We start from the raw sequence: 15,555 nt of genomic DNA on the forward strand, positions 1-15,555 counted from the left end.
TCGGCTTCCTCGCACAGCGCGCGGTAGGCGTCCATGCTGGGAATCGCGGCCTGGCTGGCGAACGACTCGGGCGGGTTGAACACGCGGTTCTCTTGCATCACCGATTCGATGGCGGACATAGACTCGTCTCCTGATTTTGGAATGGCTTTGGCTGCCAAGTTACGCCCGACGGCTTACTTAAACCTGACGGTCGGCGGCTGCTGCCTATGGTGACTGGCCGGTGTCCGAGGTCGCCGCATGCTGCAATGCAGCGGGAAACGTCCTGCCATCGGGGGCGAAAGTGCAGCCTTCTCCATTAGGCTAGCACAGCTATAATCCCGCGAGCCCTATACCTGAACGCGGTGCTTACCCTTGCCGCGGCCTCTCCACGCTTGCACCGGCTCGCCGCGCCTCGCGCCACCCGCGATCGTGGCCGCCGGCTGACCGAGGCATCGACCGTGCCCACCAACACCTCCACTTCAGCCCCTGCCCACTCTCGGCTTTTCTCCCCGATCCACGCACTGTTCCTGGTCGGATCGATGGCGCTGGTCGGCAGCAATGTGGGGCTGGGCAAATCGATCATCGCCCATGTGCCGGTGCTGCTGTTCGCGCTGCTGCGCTTCGTCATCGCCATCGTCTGCCTGGCGCCGTGGTACCGGCCGGCGCGCATGCGCCGGGTGTCGCGCGGCGAATGGCTGAACCTGTTCCTGCAGGCGTTCTTCGGCACCTTCCTGTTCACGCTGCTGATGCTCAACGGCGTGCGGCTGACCAGCGCCATGGCCGCGGGGGTCATCACCAGCACCATTCCCGCCACGGTGGCAATCCTGTCCTGGCTGGTGCTGCGCGAACGGCTGTCGCGCCGCACCGTGGCCTCGGTGCTGCTGGCGGTGGCCGGCATCGCCGTGCTCAACATCGCCCGCAGCGATGCGCACGGCGCCGGCGAAAACAGCCAGGCCTGGCTCGGCAACCTGATGATCCTGGGCGCGGTGCTGTGCGAATCGGTCTACGTGATCCTGTCGCGCCGCCTCACGCAGACACTGGCCGCGATCGAGATCTGCGCCTATACCCACCTGATCGGCGGCCTGCTGATGCTGCCGCTGGGGCTGGTGCCGCTGCTGACCTTCGACGCCTCCACGGTGCCGGCGCAGACCTGGCTGATGCTGCTGTGGTACGCGCTGTCGGCCAGCGTGTTCTCGTTCTGGCTGTGGATGAAGGGCATCCGCCATGTGCCGGCGCAATTGGCGGGCGTGTTTACCTCGGTGCTGCCGGTGGCAGCGGCCACCTACGGCATCGCTGTGCTGGGCGAGCAGCCGGGCTGGCCGCACGGCGTGGCGCTGGCCTGCGTGCTGGCCGGAATCGTTCTTGCGAGCTGGCCGGGGCGGATTGCGCGCGGCGCGTGGCGCGGCAAGGCGGCGGGCGCCGATCCGCGCGCGGGAACCTGAACGGCGTGGCGTGGCACCGGTTACTGCTGGTAACACAGCGCTGCCATCGTCGCTTGGTACAATCCACGCCGATTTTCAACTCGCCGCAATTTTTCCACTCTTCGCCCCGCCCATGGCTTCCAATCCAATGACCAAGCCGCAGGCCCAGAGCCTGCGGCCGATCCCGAGCATCATCTTCGCGTCGCGCTGGCTGCAGCTGCCGCTATACCTGGGCCTGATCGTGGCCCAGGGCGTCTATGTCTACCATTTCCTGGTCGAAGTCTGGCATCTGCTGGCACATGTGACCGAGTTCGACGAGAACAAGATCATGCTGGTGGTGCTGGGGCTGATCGACGTGGTGATGATCTCCAACCTGCTGATCATGGTGATCGTGGGCGGCTACGAGACCTTCGTCTCGCGCCTGGGCATCGACAACCACCCGGACGAGCCGGAATGGCTGGACCATGTCAACGCAGGGGTGCTCAAGGTCAAGCTGTCGATGGCGCTGATCGGGATTTCGTCGATCCACCTGCTGAAGACGTTTATCGACGCGGAACAGCGCACTACCCACACCATCATGTGGCAGGTGGCCATCCACGTGGCGTTCCTGGCCTCTGCGGTGGCGATGGCGTATGTCGACCGGATGGTGTCGCACCCGGCCGGCGCGCATGCCAAGCGCGAATCACATTAAGCTTTCCAAAAGCCAGGACTTGCCTCCGGACCGCGGCCATGCGCCGCGGTTTTTGCATTTGGCGTTCGGTGTCCGCGCCATGAGGCGCCGGCGACACCCCAGGAGGCTGTAGACCAATGTATGCAGCCGGGCAGACAGCCCCGGGGCAGTGTATGATTTCGGCCTGTGTTTCACCGCTGCCCACCCCACAAAATGACAGTCATCAAGCAAGAAGACCTCATCCAGAGCGTCGCCGACTCCCTGCAGTACATCAGCTACTACCACCCGATGGACTACATCACCAGCCTGGGCCGCGCCTATGAGCTGGAGCAGAGCCCGGCGGCCAAGGACGCGATCGCACAGATCCTGACCAACAGCCGCATGTGCGCGGAAGGCAAGCGTCCGATCTGCCAGGACACCGGCATCGTCACGGTCTTCGTCAAGGTGGGGATGGACGTGCGCTGGGACGGCGCCACCATGGGCCTGACCGACATGATCAACGAGGGTGTGCGCCGCGGTTACACGCACCCCGACAACGTGCTGCGTGCCTCGATCGTCAGCCCGCCCGAAGGCGGCCGCAAGAACACCAAGGACAACACCCCGGCCGTGATCCACTATGAAGTGGTGCCGGGCAACACCGTCGACATCCAGGTCGCGGCCAAGGGCGGCGGCTCGGAGAACAAGTCCAAGTTCGTGATGCTGAACCCGTCGGACTCGATCGTCGACTGGGTGCTGAAGACCGTGCCGACCATGGGCGCCGGCTGGTGCCCGCCGGGCATGCTGGGCATCGGCATCGGCGGCACCGCCGAGAAGGCGATGGTGATGGCCAAGGAATCGCTGATGGAATCCATCGACATCCAGGACATCATCGCCCGCGGCCCGAAGGACTGGGTCGAGGAACTGCGCGTCGAACTGTACGAGAAGGTCAACGCGCTGGGCATCGGCGCGCAAGGCCTGGGCGGCCTGGCCACCGTGCTGGACGTCAAGATCATGGCCTGCCCGACGCACGCCGCGTCCAAGCCTGTCGCGATGATCCCGAACTGCGCCGCCACCCGCCACGTGCACTTCACGCTGGACGGCAGCGGCCCGGCCAAGCTGGAAGCGCCGGACCTGTCGCAATGGCCGGAGGTCGAGTGGGCACCCAACACCGAGACCTCCAAGCGCGTGGACCTGAACACGCTGACGCCGGAAGAAGTCGCCTCGTGGAAGCCGGGCCAGACCCTGCTGCTCAACGGCAAGATGCTGACCGGCCGAGACGCCGCGCACAAGCGCATCGCCGACATGCTGGCCAAGGGCGAGAAGCTGCCGGTGGACTTCAAGAACCGCGTGATCTACTACGTCGGCCCGGTCGATCCGGTGCGCGACGAGGCGGTCGGCCCGGCCGGCCCCACCACCGCCACGCGCATGGACAAGTTCACCGAGATGATGCTGGCCGAAACCGGCCTGATCTCGATGATCGGCAAGGCTGAGCGCGGCCCGGCGGCAATCGAGGCCATCAAGAAGCACAAGTCGGCCTACCTGATGGCCGTGGGCGGTGCCGCCTACCTGGTGGCCAAGGCGATCAAGGAAGCCAAGGTGGTCGGCTTCGAAGACCTCGGCATGGAAGCCATCTACGAGTTCGACGTCAAGGACATGCCGGTGACGGTCGCCGTGGACAGCGAAGGCACCTCGGTGCACAAGACTGGCCCCGCCGAGTGGCAGGCCAAGATCGGCAAGATTCCGGTCGCCGCGCTGTAAGCATCGCCACGCGAGCGCATCACGCCGAGGCGGTAGAATCTGCCCTAGCACTCGAAAAAGCCGGGTTCCGACCCGGCTTTTTTCTGCCCTCTTCTTTCCAGTCCTTTCCAGTCGTCCTCGCATCCCAGTGAACCCAGCACCCATCGGCATCTTCGATTCCGGCCTTGGCGGCCTGTCCGTGCTGCGCGAGATCCGCGCGCTGCTGCCGCAAGAATCGCTGCTGTACCTCGCCGACTCGAAATATGCGCCTTACGGCGAGAAGCCCGAGACGTTCGTCGAGGCGCGCACGCTGCAGGCGTGCGAATGGCTGCTCGGCCAGGGCTGCAAGGCGCTGGTGATCGCCTGCAACACGGCGACCATGCACGCGGTGCAGACCTTGCGCGAGCGGCTGCCGGTGCCGATCATCGGCGTCGAGCCCGGCCTCAAGCCGGCCGCCGCGGCGAGCCGCAGCAAGGTGGTGGGCGTGCTGGCGACCGCCAACACCCTCAAGAGCGCCAAGTTCGGCCGGCTGCTGACCTCGCTCGAGCACGAAAGCCGCTTTATCTGCGAGGCCGGCCTTGGCCTGGTATCGCTGATCGAGCAAGGCGACCTCGACGGCCCCGCCGTGCGCGAGCGCCTCGATGCCTACCTCACTCCCATGCTCGAAGCCGGCGCGGACACGCTGGTGCTGGGCTGCACGCACTACCCTTTCCTGTCCGGCACGATCCGCGAGATGGTCGGAGACCAACTGGCGCTGGTCGACACCGGCAGCGCCATTGCGCGCCAGCTCGCCCGCAAGCTGGCCGAGCACGGCCTTTGCGCGGACACCGGCGCGCTGCCGCGCGACCGCTTCGTTTCCACCAAGGACGCCGCGCACTTGCGCGCGATGGCAGCAGCGCTGCTGCGGGTGGACGCGGATGCCGAAACGGTGGTGATCGAGCCGGCGCCAGCGTTCTAGCCGGCGCCTGCCCTGCGGCAGGTTATTGCAGGAAGCCCAGCGGCCGGTGCTCCCGCACCTCCGGCTTGATGGCATGTTCCTGGCGCAGCTGCGCCAGGAATTCGTCCGGCGTCAGCGCCTCGCCCAGCAGCACGCACTGGCGCTTGACGGTGGCGAAGTCGCCTGGCGTCAGGCAATCCATCGCATCCAACTCGCGCCGCATGGCATCGGTCAGCAGCGTGGCGTCGCCGCCCAGCGCTTCGTCGACGAACATCGCCGCCCGTTGCTCCGGCCTCAGCGCCAGGAAGCGGATCTTGAACGAGAAGCGCCGCAGCGCGGCCTCGTCAATGCGGTCGAACAGGTTGGTGGTACAGATGAAGATGCCGTTGAAGCGCTCCATGCCCTGCAGCATCTCGTTGACCTCTGAGATCTCGTAGTTGCGCACCGCCTGCTGGCGGCTCTGCATGAAGCTGTCGGCCTCGTCCAGCAACAGCACCGCGCCGTCTTCCTCCGCGCGCGCGAACATGGCCGCGATCTGCTGCTCGGTCTCGCCCACGTACTTGCTCATCAGGTCAGAGGCGCGCCGGATCATCAGCGGCAGGTCCAGCTCGGCGGCGATATGCTCGGCGAGCGCGGTCTTGCCGGTGCCGGGCGGCCCATAGAAGCACAGCGTGCCGCGCTGGCGCACGCGCAGTGCATCGACGATCTTCACCACCTCGTAGCGGGTTTCCAGGTGCAGGTTTTCCAGCCGGTAATGCGTGACCACCGGGCGGGCCTCGGCCTCCGGACGCAGGCCCATGGCGCGGTCGGCATGCTCCAGCTGGCGCAGGATCAGCGCTTCGACCGGTTCCGCCACGTCGGGCCGCGCCAGCTCGACAAAACGCGCCGCCGATTGCACCTGCGCCGGCGTCAGCGTCTTGCGGGCGGCCAGGCCGCTGATGAAGGCATCGCTGACATCGAGCCCACCCAGGTGCTTGCGGATGATGTTCTCGCGCACCAGCGGCGGCGGGATCTTCAGTTCGAGGTGGAACTGGAAGCGGCGCAGGTAGGCCGGGTCGATCTGCCGGATCGAATTGGAAATCCAGATCACCGGCACCGGGTTCTGCTCGAGGGTCTGGTTGACCCACGCCTTGCCGTTGACCGACGCGCGCGTATCTTCCTGGCCGAACAGGCTCATCAGCTCGCGCGCGCTGCCGGGGAAAACGTCCTCCACCTCATCGAACAGCAGCGCGGTATGCGCGCGGCCGCGCAGGAAGGCCTGCGATACCTGCAGCGAGCGGTAGCGGTCCTTGCCCGACAGGCTGTTGCCGTCGCGGTCCAGGCAATCCACCTCGTACAGCTCGCAACCGGCCTCGCGCGCCAGCAGGCGCGCAAATTCAGTCTTGCCGGTGCCGGGCGGGCCGTAGATCAGCACGTTGACGCCGCTGGCGTGCTGGCGCGTGGCGTTGGCGAGCAGCGCGCACAGGTAGCGGGCATCGGTCTCGACATGCGGGTAGTCGGCGACGGTCAGCGTGGGCGGCGCGGCCGGGCGTGTGAACACCGCCATCATCTCGGCCTCGTTGGCGTAATTGCCCAGCAGCACGTGCAGCAGCCGGTCGGACAGGCGCATCAGGTCGCCCAGGTCGGTGACGCTGTTCTCGGGCAGCGGCTGCTCGATCAGGTTCAGCGTTTCCAGCCGCGAGCCCGGTCGCAGCGACGCGGCCACGTCGGCCGCCCCGGCACCGGTCAGGCCGGCCAGGATCTGGAAGGCTTCCTGGCTGTGCGCCACCTTGCAATCGACCATGACCGCGCGCAGGTCGCGCTTGTACTTGGCCAGCGCCGCGTACAGCAGCAGCTTGCGCTCGTGGTCGGGCAGGTCCAGCACGCGGCTGAGCATGTCGATATTGCGCACCAGCAGCACGCGCTCGCCGTCCAGCCGCTGCGCGATGGCGGCGGCCGAGGCGTCGAACACGGCGAACATGTCCTTGGCGTGGTGCTTGACGTACTCGTCGAGGTAATAGAACAGCGCGCTTTCGTCGAAGGCACTGTTCCACTGGCCGTGGCGGTCCAGGAATTCCTCGGGCGTCAGCCGCGCCGCGCCCTTCCACGCGGGCATGTCGGCGCAGCGGGCGGCCAGGAAGCGCTGCACGCGCAGCACCACCCCGTATGGCCACACCATTTCCTGCGCGCTGACGGTCAGCACATCGTTGATATTGCTGCGCAGGTTGAAGCGCGGACCCAATGCGCACACCACGCGCAGGGCAAATTGCGCGCACATCCAGTCCAGCGCGGAGCTGGACGACACCCCGGGCATGGAGCGCAGGAGCGTCGATCGGTCATCTTCAGCGGAACGTGTGAAATCCATGGACGGTTCCCCGAGTTCGCCGTGGCGGGGCCGACCGATCGGCGCACCGCCTCGTCTGCAGTTTCTTCCTATGCTAGCGCGCTTTGCTGCCCACCGCGCGGGGATAGGCAAAGCTGCCACCAGCGACTGTGGCCTGTGCCACCGAAGCTACGGATCCTTGCGGGCGCGCAAACCCGCGCAAGATAGCGCCAACCGCTCCACACGGCTGCCTGATCTGGCGGTATAACTTGCCGCGGCAGAAAATTCCAGTTGCGACGCACAAATCACAACAAATAAGAATCATTATCGTTTATACTAGCGCGCTGACACGCTGCCCCAGAGTGGCGCTCCCACGTCAACCTAGTTGAAGGAGCGTTTATCATGGAATTGCTGCTTAGCCTGCTGGTCGGTTGCGGCATCTCGCTGATCCTGTTTTACCGCAAGTGATGGCGCACGGTCGCTGCTGCTCGTGGCGCTGGTTGTACCGAGCCAGGCCCTCCTGCGCCTGCCGGCAGACTTTTGTTGTTGACACATGTTCGATCAACGCTTCTTCAAGATTACGCTCGCCGTCCTGCTGTTCCACGCCGGCCTGCTCTACCTGATCCAGAGCGGCCTGGGCCGCAAGCTGACCGAGGCGGTGGTCGCCCCCGAGATCGTCGCCCGCATCATCCCGCTCGAACCGCCCAAGCAAGAGGCCCCGCCCGAGCCGCCCAAACCCAAGCCCAAGCAGGAAACGCCGCCGAAGCAGGTCAAGGTGACCACGCCCAAGCCGGCGCCGCAGCCCAAGCCGACTCCGCAGCCGGTGGCCAACCTGCCGCCGACCCCGAGCGCGCCGGAAGCGCCGGCCGCACCGCCTGCGCCGCCCGCACCGCCTGAACCCGCTCCGGCGCCCGTTTCCGCCGCGCCGCGCGCTGTCGGCATCGGTGAAATCCAGTGCACGCCGCCCCAACCGAAGTATCCTTCTCAATCGCGCCGCATGGGCGAGACCGGCAGGACAGTGGTGCGCCTGACCACAGATGAAGGCGGCAAGGTCGTCAAGACTTCCGTGGTGTCGTCGAGCGGCTCGTCGCGCCTGGACCAGGCCGCGGTGGAAGCCGTGCAGGCCATGCGCTGCAAGCCTTACACGGACAACGGCCGTGCCATCGCCGTCACGGCGCAGCAGCCAATCGGCTTCGAACTGAACTGATCACCGATCCGCTACCCGATTTCCGATCATCCGATCTGACCTAAACCAAGCGAACTCACCAGGAACCAACCCATGCAGGACCTCGGACTCTCCCACCTCTGGACGCAAGGCGACTTCGTCATGCGTGCGACCGCCATCATTCTGCTGATCATGTCGCTCGCCTCTTGGATCGTGATCTTCACCAAGGCCTGGGATCTGGTGCGCCTGAAGAAGATGGCGCAAGGCGCGGAAAAGCGCTTCTGGCACTCGGACGACTTCGACCATGCGCTGGAAACCCTGGGCGCCAATGATGCCAACCCGTTCCGCACGCTGGCCATCGCCGGCAAGGAAGCCGCCCAGCACCACCGCGCCAGCCAGCCGCAGCTGCACGACGTGATGGATATCTCCGACTGGCTGACCCGCTCGCTCAAGAGCTCGATCGACGACGCCGTGGCGCACATGCAGTCGGGCCTGGCGGTGCTGGCTTCGGTGGGCTCGACCGCACCGTTCGTCGGCCTGTTCGGCACGGTGTGGGGCATCTACCACGCGCTGATCGGCATCGGCGCCTCGGGCGTTCCGACCATCGACAAGGTCGCCGGCCCGGTGGGCGAGGCCCTGATCATGACCGCCTTCGGCCTGGCCGTGGCAATCCCCGCGGTGCTGGGCTATAACGCACTGACGCGGGGCAACAAGGCGGTGATCTCCAAGCTCAACCGCTTCGCCCACGACCTGCACGCCTACTTCGTGACCGGCGCCCGCGTGCGCCCCACCGGTGCCCGCAGCGAAGACGGCACCGTGCGCCTGGCCGCGGCCCAGCGCTAATCCGCAAGCAAGGAAGTCATCATGGCATTCGGTACTCTCGACGGTGACGACGACGAGGTGATGAGCGAGATCAACATGACGCCGCTGGTCGACGTCATGCTGGTGCTGCTGATCATCTTCATCATCACCATCCCCGTGATCAACCACGCGGTGAAGATCGACCTGCCGCGCGCCACCAACTCCCCGAACGATCCCAAGCCGCAGAACATCAACGTCTCGATCGACGCCAGCGGCAAGGTGTTCTGGAACCAGGTGGAGGTGGACCAGGCCACGCTGGAAAGCAATATTTCGCTGGCCGCGCAGCAGCAGCCGCAGCCTGAGCTGCACCTGCGCGCCGACCGCGAGGTGCGCTACGAGCGCGTGGCCGAAGTCATGGCCGCCGCGCAGCACGGCGGCCTGGGCAAGATCGGCTTTATCACCGAACCCAAGCAATAAGGAGGCGCGCCGGCAGGCGTTGCGCACTGGAAGGGCATCCCGCGGGATGCCCTTTTTCGTTTACTGGCCGCTCGCCGCTGCAGGGCGCTGGACCGGATCGCTGTTTGTCGAATCTTCGATCCATGCTATTGTAATGATAACAATTCGCATTTATGATTCATCCATCGATTGCGCCATCGGTGGCGCACCCCTGATGCCTTTTCCCCTGCGCGCCCATGGCGCCAGGCCGACCCGGAGCCAGATGATGAGCACTCTTTCCCTGCCGCTGTCGCAACCGCGTGAAGTCACCCGCCGGCGCCTGTCGCTGCGCCGTGTCGAGGTGGCCCAGCCGCGCCGCGAGACCGCAGCCGCGAAAGCAGCCCCGTCGACGATCGCATCCATGAAATCGGCCGTAGCCGCCCTGCCCGCCCGGCTGGAAGCGTTGGTGCGCGACAGCCTGTCGTCGGCGCCCGCCGGCGAACCGGTCGCACTTGACGCGATCATGCGCGGCAACAGCACGCTGCCGATCCTGCATAACGGCGAGGTCTACACGCTGCGCGTGACGCGCTATGGCAAGCTGATCCTGACCAAATGACGCATCCTGGCGGCAAGGCCATGCGCTGAAGCCGAAGGGAACTGTTTGAGGGCCGCGTCTGCCGCGGGTGCCACGCAAGTGGCAGTACAGACTTTTGTGGGGACCACCTCGGAACGAGGTGTTGGGCAGTAGCCAGGTGCTGGCGCCGCGGCGGGAATTCCAGACCCCTCGCCATATCGGCCACACCCAGCCATGCCCTCTTTTATTCGGCCCCGCAGGCCCTGGCCTGCGGGGCTCTTTCATGCGCGGCTGGTGCCGCGCAACGGGCCCTGCTATTACAGGCCCAGAGCGGCGATGCCGGCGCGGGCAATCTGCGCGTCTTCGGTCGACTTCACGCCCGAAACGCCGACGGCACCGACCACCTGCTCGTTGGCGACGATAGGCACGCCGCCCTCCAGCATGCCCTGCAACACCGGTGCGGTCATGAACGAATAGCGGCCGTTGTTGATCATGTCTTCGTAGATCTTCGATTCACGACGGCCCAGGGCGGACGTACGGGCCTTTTCCGCGGCGATATGGGCCGAGATCGGCGCGGCGCCGTCCAGGCGCTGCATCGCCAGCATATGGCCACCGTCATCGACCACGACGATGGACACGGCCCAGTGATGGTTCTTCGCTTCGGTTTCCGCCGCGGCCATGATCTTCTTCACATCGTCTGCCGTCAGAACCGTCTTTTGCTGCATGCCACTCTCCTGGTCATTCATTTGGTTGGAGACCGAAGTATACCCCGCACCCCATGCCATCGTCATCGCGCCCACGCGGCAGCGGCGGGCAAGAAAATGGCCCGCACAGGCGGGCCATTCGTCATGCAGACACGGCGGCAATCAAGCGCCGTCGGTGTACGGATCCGGCTTGCCGATGCGGGCACCGTCGGTGTAAGGGTCAAGCTTGCCGATGCGCGCGCCGTCGGTGTACGGGTCGGTCTTGCCGACGCGGGCGCCATCGGTGAACGGATCGACCTTGCCCATGCGGGCGCCGTCCAGGTACGGGTCAGGCTTGCCGGTCGCGGCGAACGAGGCGGTGGACACTGCGCACAGCGCGGCCAGCACGGAGGCGGCGGCAATTGATTGTTTGAGCTTCATGAGATTCCCCTTGCAATTCTGGTCGGTAAGGCACCGCGGCGGACGACTCCTGAAACAAAAAGAGGCGCCGTCATCGCGATGTCATGCCTCCAGTTTAGGGAAAACCCTTAAGACGATAGACGTGACGCTTTGAGCAGTCCGTTCAAATAATTTGATGGGCGTCAAACTAGGGAATCATCCAGGGAACCGGCGCCTGCGGCTCGTGTCGCGATATGCAAGCCAAAAGGAAAGGGCCCCGCAGGGCCCTGTATTCCACAGCGTTTCGGCGCCGGCCGGTCAGTCGTGACGCCAGCGGCCATGACCGCGGTAGCCCGGCGGACCATAGTAACCGTGGTGATGGCCACCATAGTAGCGCGGCGGGCCATAGTAGCGCGGGCCGTAGTAGACCGGGCGCGGACGCACCACCACGGCCGGCGGGCCGTAGTAGACCGGTGCCGGGGCCACCACCACCGGCGGCGCATAGTAGGCCGGAGCGGGCGGATAGTAGGCCGGCGCGCCAACCACGACGCCCGGCACGCCAATCGCGACGCCGACGCTCACATGGGCCATCGCGGCCCCGGATGCCAGCCCGGCTGCGACACCGAATGCTGCGAGCCACCAACGTTTCATATCCGCCTCTCAGAATTTGAGATTTCTCTTACTCGGTATTGTAGAGGGCCTGAATTTTCCAGGTGCAACCGAAGGCACGACATTGTTACTAGCCGTAACAGTGCGTCACTTTTTCCTTCCGCGACGCCATCTGCTTGGCCAAGCAAATTAAAGCCTGCGGCGCGCTTGCATCCGGATTGCGAAGCCACCACAATACCGGGCTTGCCGTGCGGCCGTGGAGAAATTGGTAGACTCAGCAGACTTAAAATCTGCCGCCTTTCCAGGCGTACGGGTTCGAGTCCCGTCGGCCGCACCAGGGCCACCGCAGCGGCAACCTTGCGCCAAATACAAAAGAGGAGGCTCTCGCCCCCTCTTCAGATCCTTCGCGCTGGGTCGTGCTTTACGCCATCATTTAGGCCATTACGTAGCACATCAGCGCACCGACCCCCATCAGGAACACAAACAGCACCCCGGCCAGTGCCAGCGGCTTGCGTCCGGCGCGCACCAGGTCGCCGATGCGGGTATGCAGGCCGATGGCCAGCATCGCACACGCCAGCAGCCAGTTATCCAGCGCGATCAACGGGGCCTTCCAGGCAGCGGGCACCGTGCCGGCCGAGTTGAGTGCCATTACCGCGACAAAACCCACCGCAAACCACGGCACCGAGTTCAGGATCCCGGAGAAGCGGCCCTTGCCGGCAGGTGCCTGGCCTGCCTCGGCCTTGCCTTGCGGCCACAGCGCCATCACCAGCAGCAGCGGCCCCAGCGCCAGCACGCGCACCATCTTGGCCACCACCGCGGCATCGGCGGTCGGCTCGCTGATCATTTTGCCCGCGGCGATCACCTGCGCCACTTCATGCAACGTCGCGCCGGTGAAGATGCCGAACATGCGCTCGCTGACCGACCAGTGCCAATGGCCGTTGGCCAGTTCGAACAGATACGGATAGAGCAGCATGCCGACGGTGCCGAACAGCACCACCGTGGCGACCGCCACCGCGGTCTGGCGATCGTCGGTGCGTACCACCGACGACACCGCGATGGCCGCGGCCGCGCCGCAGATGGCGCTGCCGGAACTGACCAGGATCGCTTCGCGGCGGCTCAGGCCGAAGAAGGTCGTGCCGACCCAGGTGCCGAACAGCAGCGTGGCGACCAGCATCGTCAGCGGCACCACGATACCCGGCAGGCCCAGCGCGACGATGGACGCGAATGTCAGCCGCAGGCCGTACAGTGCCACGCCAAGCCGCAGCAGGTAATGGCGCGCCACCTGCATCCCGGGTGCCAGCGGCGCCAGCCAGTGCTTCGGCAGCGTATTGGCGGCGACCATGCCGGCGCACATGGCGAGCGTTAGCGCGCTCAGGCCGTAGCGGGCAATCGCCGGATGCTCGGCCAGCGCCAGTGCCAGCCAGGCAATGCCGCCCAGCGGCACCAGCGTCAGCAGGCGCTGTGACCAGGGCGGGGAAGCCGCTGCCGGCGTGGCGACTGCGGTGCGGGGGGCGCTGCTGGAAGTGGCGGAAGACATGGCAGTTCACTTGTTATGTAGTGACTCCAGCGTACTGGCCCGCCCCTAACCCGTAAAACGGGTAATATCGTTATGCGTTATCTATTCTTTCGATATGGAATCCCGTCCAGAGCCCCGCCCCGAGCAACGCCCCCTGCGCCTCACGCTGCGCCAGCTGTCCGTCTTCGTCGCCGTGGCCCAGCACGGCAGCACCATGGCAGCCGCGCAGGCGCTGGCGATGTCGCAGTCAGCGGTCAGCGCTTCACTGGCAGAGCTCGAACGTGCGCTGGACAGCCCGCTGTTCGATCGCATCGCACGCCGGCTCAGCATCAACGAGACCGGCCGCCAGTTCTTCCCGCGCGCGCTGGCGCTGCTGGACCAGGCGCATGAGCTGGAGCGCTTTGCCACACAGACCGGGGTGCAGTTGCGCATCGCGGCCAGCAATACCATCGGCAGCTATATCCTGCCGCCGCTGCTGGCGGGATTCCGTCATTCGCGCAGCGGGCCCTGCACGCTGGACCTGCGCATCGGCAACACCCGCGAAGTGCTGCAGTCGCTGCTGCAGTTCGAAGCCGACATCGGCCTGGTGGAAGGCGCCAGCCACGAGCGCGACCTGCGCAGCATGCACTGGTGCGATGACGAGATGGTGGTGGTGGTTGGCCCGTCGCATCCGCTGGCGCTCACGCCGAACGACCTGGTGGCACTGCGCGACGCCGAATGGATCGTGCGCGAACCGGGCTCGGGCACGCGCGAGGTGATCGAGGAACGCCTGGTGCCGTTGCTGGGCGAACTGCGCTTCGCGCTGGAACTGGGCAACGCCGAAGCAATCAAGCGCGCGGTGATGAGCGGCTTCGGCGTCAGTTGCCTGTCGTTGTACGTGGTGCGCGACGAACTCGCGCAAGGCACGCTGGTGGCGATCCGCGAAGGCTTGCCGCGCATCGTGCGGCCGCTGCAACTGGTCGTGCACCAGGACAAGTTCCCGACGCAAGGCCTGCTGGCCTTCACCGAATACCTGCGCACCATGGCGCCGCGTATCGGCGCGTGACGCCTCCTGCGGGCCGCCTGAGCGCGGACAGCTATGCCGCCTGCGGCTCGCTGCGCTTGCTGCGCGCGGTGTACAGGTCGAGCAGGTGGAACAGCACCGGATTGAGCATGATCGACAGCAGCGCACCCGCCAGGATCAATGCCTGGCCGCGCTCGGGCAGGATGTTCAGGTAGACGCCCAGGCTCGCCAGGATGAAGGAGAACTCGCCGATCTGCGCCAGGCTGACGGCAATCGTCATGCCGGTCTGCCCGGAGTGCCCGAACACCCGGACGATGCCCATCGCCGCCAGCGATTTGCCGACCACGATGATAAACAGCGTCGACAGCACGCCCCATGGGTCGTTGACCAGCACCATGGGATCGAACAGCATGCCGACCGAGACGAAGAACAGCACCGAAAAGGCATCGCGCAGCGGCAACGATTCTTCGGCCGCGCGATGGCTGAATTCAGATTCGGCCAGCACCATGCCGGCAAAGAAGGCCCCCAGTGCGAAGGACACGCCAAATAGTGAATACGCGCCATAGGCAACGCCCAGCGCGGTCGCCAGCACGCCCAGGCGGAACATCTCGCGATTGCCGGTCCAGACGATGCGCTCGAGCATCCACGGAATAAAGCGGCGCCCGATCACCAGCATGACCGCGACAAAGGCGGCGACCTTGCCCAGCGTCGAGAGCACCGCCAGCAGGACGTCGCCGGTGCCCGGACTGCCTTCGGCGCCGGCGTCCGCGGCGCCGGCAAGCAGACCCGCCATCGCTGGCAGCAGCACCAGCGCGAGCACCATGGCCAGGTCTTCAACGATCAGCCAGCCTACTGCGATCCGCCCCTGGGGCGATTCCACCAGGTCGCGCTCCTGCAGCGCCTTGAGCAGGACCACGGTACTGGCCACCGACAGCGCCAGGCCGTACACCAGCCCCTGCCCCCACGACCAGCCGAAACCCCACGCCACCAGCATGCCGAGGAAGGTCGCGATACCGATCTGCACGACCGCCCCGGGGATCGCGATGCGCTTCACCGCCATCAGGTCCTTGATCGAGAAATGCAGCCCGACGCCGAACATCAGCAGAATCACGCCGAGTTCGGCAAGCTCCGGCGCGAGCGCCTGGTCGGCCGTGTAGCCCGGCGTATGCGGTCCCACCACGATCCCCGCGCACAGGTAGCCGATCAGCGGCGGCAGCCGCAGCTTGCTGGCGATAGCGCCAAGGACGAAGGCCAGGACGATACCACCGACGATGGTGCTGATGAGCGGGGTGGCGTGATGCATGCGCGCGGGGTTCCTCGTGTCAGGGGCTGGACGGCGATGGCT

General features: G+C 65.9%; 15 protein-coding genes and 1 tRNA gene. 10 read left to right on the forward strand and 6 right to left on the reverse strand.

Annotated features, from left to right (window positions below):
* Positions 1-437 precede the first annotated feature (437 nt).
* The 4 genes from IPF36_RS32270 to murI all read left to right on the forward strand — a co-directional run bounded on the left by IPF36_RS32270 (position 438) and on the right by murI (position 4,744).
* Positions 438-1,421, forward strand: coding sequence for a DMT family transporter (locus IPF36_RS32270; RefSeq protein WP_276609576.1), 984 nt, complete (start codon positions 438-440; stop codon positions 1,419-1,421).
* Positions 1,422-1,533: 112 nt separating this feature from the next.
* On the forward strand, positions 1,534-2,091 hold the full coding sequence (locus IPF36_RS32275) for a TIGR00645 family protein (RefSeq protein WP_133095560.1): 558 nt from the start codon (positions 1,534-1,536) through the stop codon (positions 2,089-2,091).
* Positions 2,092-2,283: 192 nt separating this feature from the next.
* A complete protein-coding gene (locus tag IPF36_RS32280) occupies positions 2,284-3,807 on the forward strand; it encodes a fumarate hydratase (RefSeq protein ID WP_133095559.1) in 1,524 nt (507 codons plus the stop codon).
* A 127-nt stretch (positions 3,808-3,934) separates the two neighbouring features.
* Positions 3,935-4,744 carry a glutamate racemase gene (gene murI, locus IPF36_RS32285; RefSeq protein WP_135705554.1) on the forward strand — a complete coding sequence of 270 codons (810 nt, stop codon included), beginning with the start codon at positions 3,935-3,937 and terminating at the stop codon, positions 4,742-4,744.
* Positions 4,745-4,766: 22 nt separating this feature from the next.
* On the opposite strand, the gene IPF36_RS32290 is transcribed toward murI, so the two are convergent.
* Positions 4,767-7,067: an AAA family ATPase gene (locus IPF36_RS32290; protein WP_135705555.1), complete on the reverse strand. Its 2,301-nt coding sequence runs from the start codon at positions 7,065-7,067 to the stop codon at positions 4,767-4,769.
* Between the two features lie 511 nt (positions 7,068-7,578).
* On the opposite strand from IPF36_RS32290, the gene IPF36_RS32295 reads away from it, so the two are divergent.
* The 4 genes from IPF36_RS32295 (at position 7,579) to IPF36_RS32310 (ending at position 10,042) form a co-directional block, all read left to right on the forward strand.
* Positions 7,579-8,232: an energy transducer TonB gene (locus tag IPF36_RS32295; RefSeq protein WP_133095556.1), complete on the forward strand. Its 654-nt coding sequence runs from the start codon at positions 7,579-7,581 to the stop codon at positions 8,230-8,232.
* Between the two features lie 72 nt (positions 8,233-8,304).
* Complete coding sequence (locus IPF36_RS32300) at positions 8,305-9,033, forward strand: MotA/TolQ/ExbB proton channel family protein (RefSeq protein WP_133095555.1); 729 nt, start codon at positions 8,305-8,307, stop codon at positions 9,031-9,033.
* A gap of 21 nt (positions 9,034-9,054) precedes the next feature.
* Positions 9,055-9,468: a biopolymer transporter ExbD gene (locus IPF36_RS32305; protein ID WP_133095554.1), complete on the forward strand. Its 414-nt coding sequence runs from the start codon at positions 9,055-9,057 to the stop codon at positions 9,466-9,468.
* 244 nt (positions 9,469-9,712) lie between these two features.
* Positions 9,713-10,042: a hemin uptake protein HemP gene (locus tag IPF36_RS32310; RefSeq protein WP_133095563.1), complete on the forward strand. Its 330-nt coding sequence runs from the start codon at positions 9,713-9,715 to the stop codon at positions 10,040-10,042.
* A 275-nt stretch (positions 10,043-10,317) separates the two neighbouring features.
* Here IPF36_RS32310 and IPF36_RS32315 read toward each other — a convergent pair whose 3' ends face one another.
* The 3 genes from IPF36_RS32315 to IPF36_RS32325 form a co-directional block, all read right to left on the reverse strand.
* Positions 10,318-10,725, reverse strand: coding sequence for a heme-binding protein (locus IPF36_RS32315; protein ID WP_133095553.1), 408 nt, complete (start codon positions 10,723-10,725; stop codon positions 10,318-10,320).
* A gap of 141 nt (positions 10,726-10,866) precedes the next feature.
* Positions 10,867-11,124 (reverse strand): hypothetical protein, encoded by a 258-nt coding sequence (locus IPF36_RS32320; RefSeq protein WP_195432097.1) that lies wholly within the window; start codon positions 11,122-11,124, stop codon positions 10,867-10,869.
* A 276-nt stretch (positions 11,125-11,400) separates the two neighbouring features.
* Positions 11,401-11,733, reverse strand: a complete 333-nt coding sequence (locus IPF36_RS32325) for a hypothetical protein (protein WP_133095551.1) — start codon at positions 11,731-11,733, stop codon at positions 11,401-11,403.
* A gap of 208 nt (positions 11,734-11,941) precedes the next feature.
* On the opposite strand from IPF36_RS32325, the gene IPF36_RS32330 reads away from it, so the two are divergent.
* Positions 11,942-12,028 (forward strand) — tRNA-Leu (locus IPF36_RS32330).
* A gap of 96 nt (positions 12,029-12,124) precedes the next feature.
* Here IPF36_RS32330 and IPF36_RS32335 read toward each other — a convergent pair.
* Positions 12,125-13,228, reverse strand: coding sequence for a YeiH family protein (locus tag IPF36_RS32335; protein ID WP_195432098.1), 1,104 nt, complete (start codon positions 13,226-13,228; stop codon positions 12,125-12,127).
* Between the two features lie 94 nt (positions 13,229-13,322).
* Here IPF36_RS32335 and IPF36_RS32340 point away from each other — a divergent pair, with 94 nt between their 5' ends.
* The gene (locus IPF36_RS32340) at positions 13,323-14,252 is read left to right on the forward strand and encodes a LysR family transcriptional regulator (RefSeq protein ID WP_133095549.1); all 930 of its coding nucleotides are present in this window, start codon (positions 13,323-13,325) and stop codon (positions 14,250-14,252) included.
* A gap of 31 nt (positions 14,253-14,283) precedes the next feature.
* On the opposite strand, the gene IPF36_RS32345 is transcribed toward IPF36_RS32340, so the two are convergent.
* The gene (locus IPF36_RS32345) at positions 14,284-15,513 is read right to left on the reverse strand and encodes a cation:proton antiporter (RefSeq protein WP_133095548.1); all 1,230 of its coding nucleotides are present in this window, start codon (positions 15,511-15,513) and stop codon (positions 14,284-14,286) included.
* Positions 15,514-15,555: the final 42 nt, after the last annotated feature.

It is taken from the genome of Cupriavidus sp. IK-TO18, assembly GCF_015549295.1.
Taxonomy (GTDB): domain Bacteria; phylum Pseudomonadota; class Gammaproteobacteria; order Burkholderiales; family Burkholderiaceae; genus Cupriavidus; species Cupriavidus oxalaticus_A.

Excerpts from the sequence above, each read along its gene's own strand:
- IPF36_RS32275 (WP_133095560.1), top strand. The coding sequence starts at position 1,534 with ATGGCTTCCAATCCAATGACCAAGCCGCAGGCCCAGAGCCTGCGGCCG.
- IPF36_RS32280 (WP_133095559.1), top strand. The coding sequence starts at position 2,284 with ATGACAGTCATCAAGCAAGAAGACCTCATCCAGAGCGTCGCCGACTCC.
- IPF36_RS32290 (WP_135705555.1), bottom strand. The coding sequence starts at position 7,067 with ATGGATTTCACACGTTCCGCTGAAGATGACCGATCGACGCTCCTGCGC.
- IPF36_RS32295 (WP_133095556.1), top strand. The coding sequence starts at position 7,579 with ATGTTCGATCAACGCTTCTTCAAGATTACGCTCGCCGTCCTGCTGTTC.
- IPF36_RS32300 (WP_133095555.1), top strand. The coding sequence starts at position 8,305 with ATGCAGGACCTCGGACTCTCCCACCTCTGGACGCAAGGCGACTTCGTC.
- IPF36_RS32305 (WP_133095554.1), top strand. The coding sequence starts at position 9,055 with ATGGCATTCGGTACTCTCGACGGTGACGACGACGAGGTGATGAGCGAG.
- IPF36_RS32310 (WP_133095563.1), top strand. The coding sequence starts at position 9,713 with ATGAGCACTCTTTCCCTGCCGCTGTCGCAACCGCGTGAAGTCACCCGC.
- IPF36_RS32315 (WP_133095553.1), bottom strand. The coding sequence starts at position 10,725 with ATGCAGCAAAAGACGGTTCTGACGGCAGACGATGTGAAGAAGATCATG.
- IPF36_RS32320 (WP_195432097.1), bottom strand. The coding sequence starts at position 11,124 with ATGAAGCTCAAACAATCAATTGCCGCCGCCTCCGTGCTGGCCGCGCTG.
- IPF36_RS32325 (WP_133095551.1), bottom strand. The coding sequence starts at position 11,733 with ATGAAACGTTGGTGGCTCGCAGCATTCGGTGTCGCAGCCGGGCTGGCA.
- IPF36_RS32335 (WP_195432098.1), bottom strand. The coding sequence starts at position 13,228 with ATGTCTTCCGCCACTTCCAGCAGCGCCCCCCGCACCGCAGTCGCCACG.
- IPF36_RS32340 (WP_133095549.1), top strand. The coding sequence starts at position 13,323 with ATGGAATCCCGTCCAGAGCCCCGCCCCGAGCAACGCCCCCTGCGCCTC.
- IPF36_RS32345 (WP_133095548.1), bottom strand. The coding sequence starts at position 15,513 with ATGCATCACGCCACCCCGCTCATCAGCACCATCGTCGGTGGTATCGTC.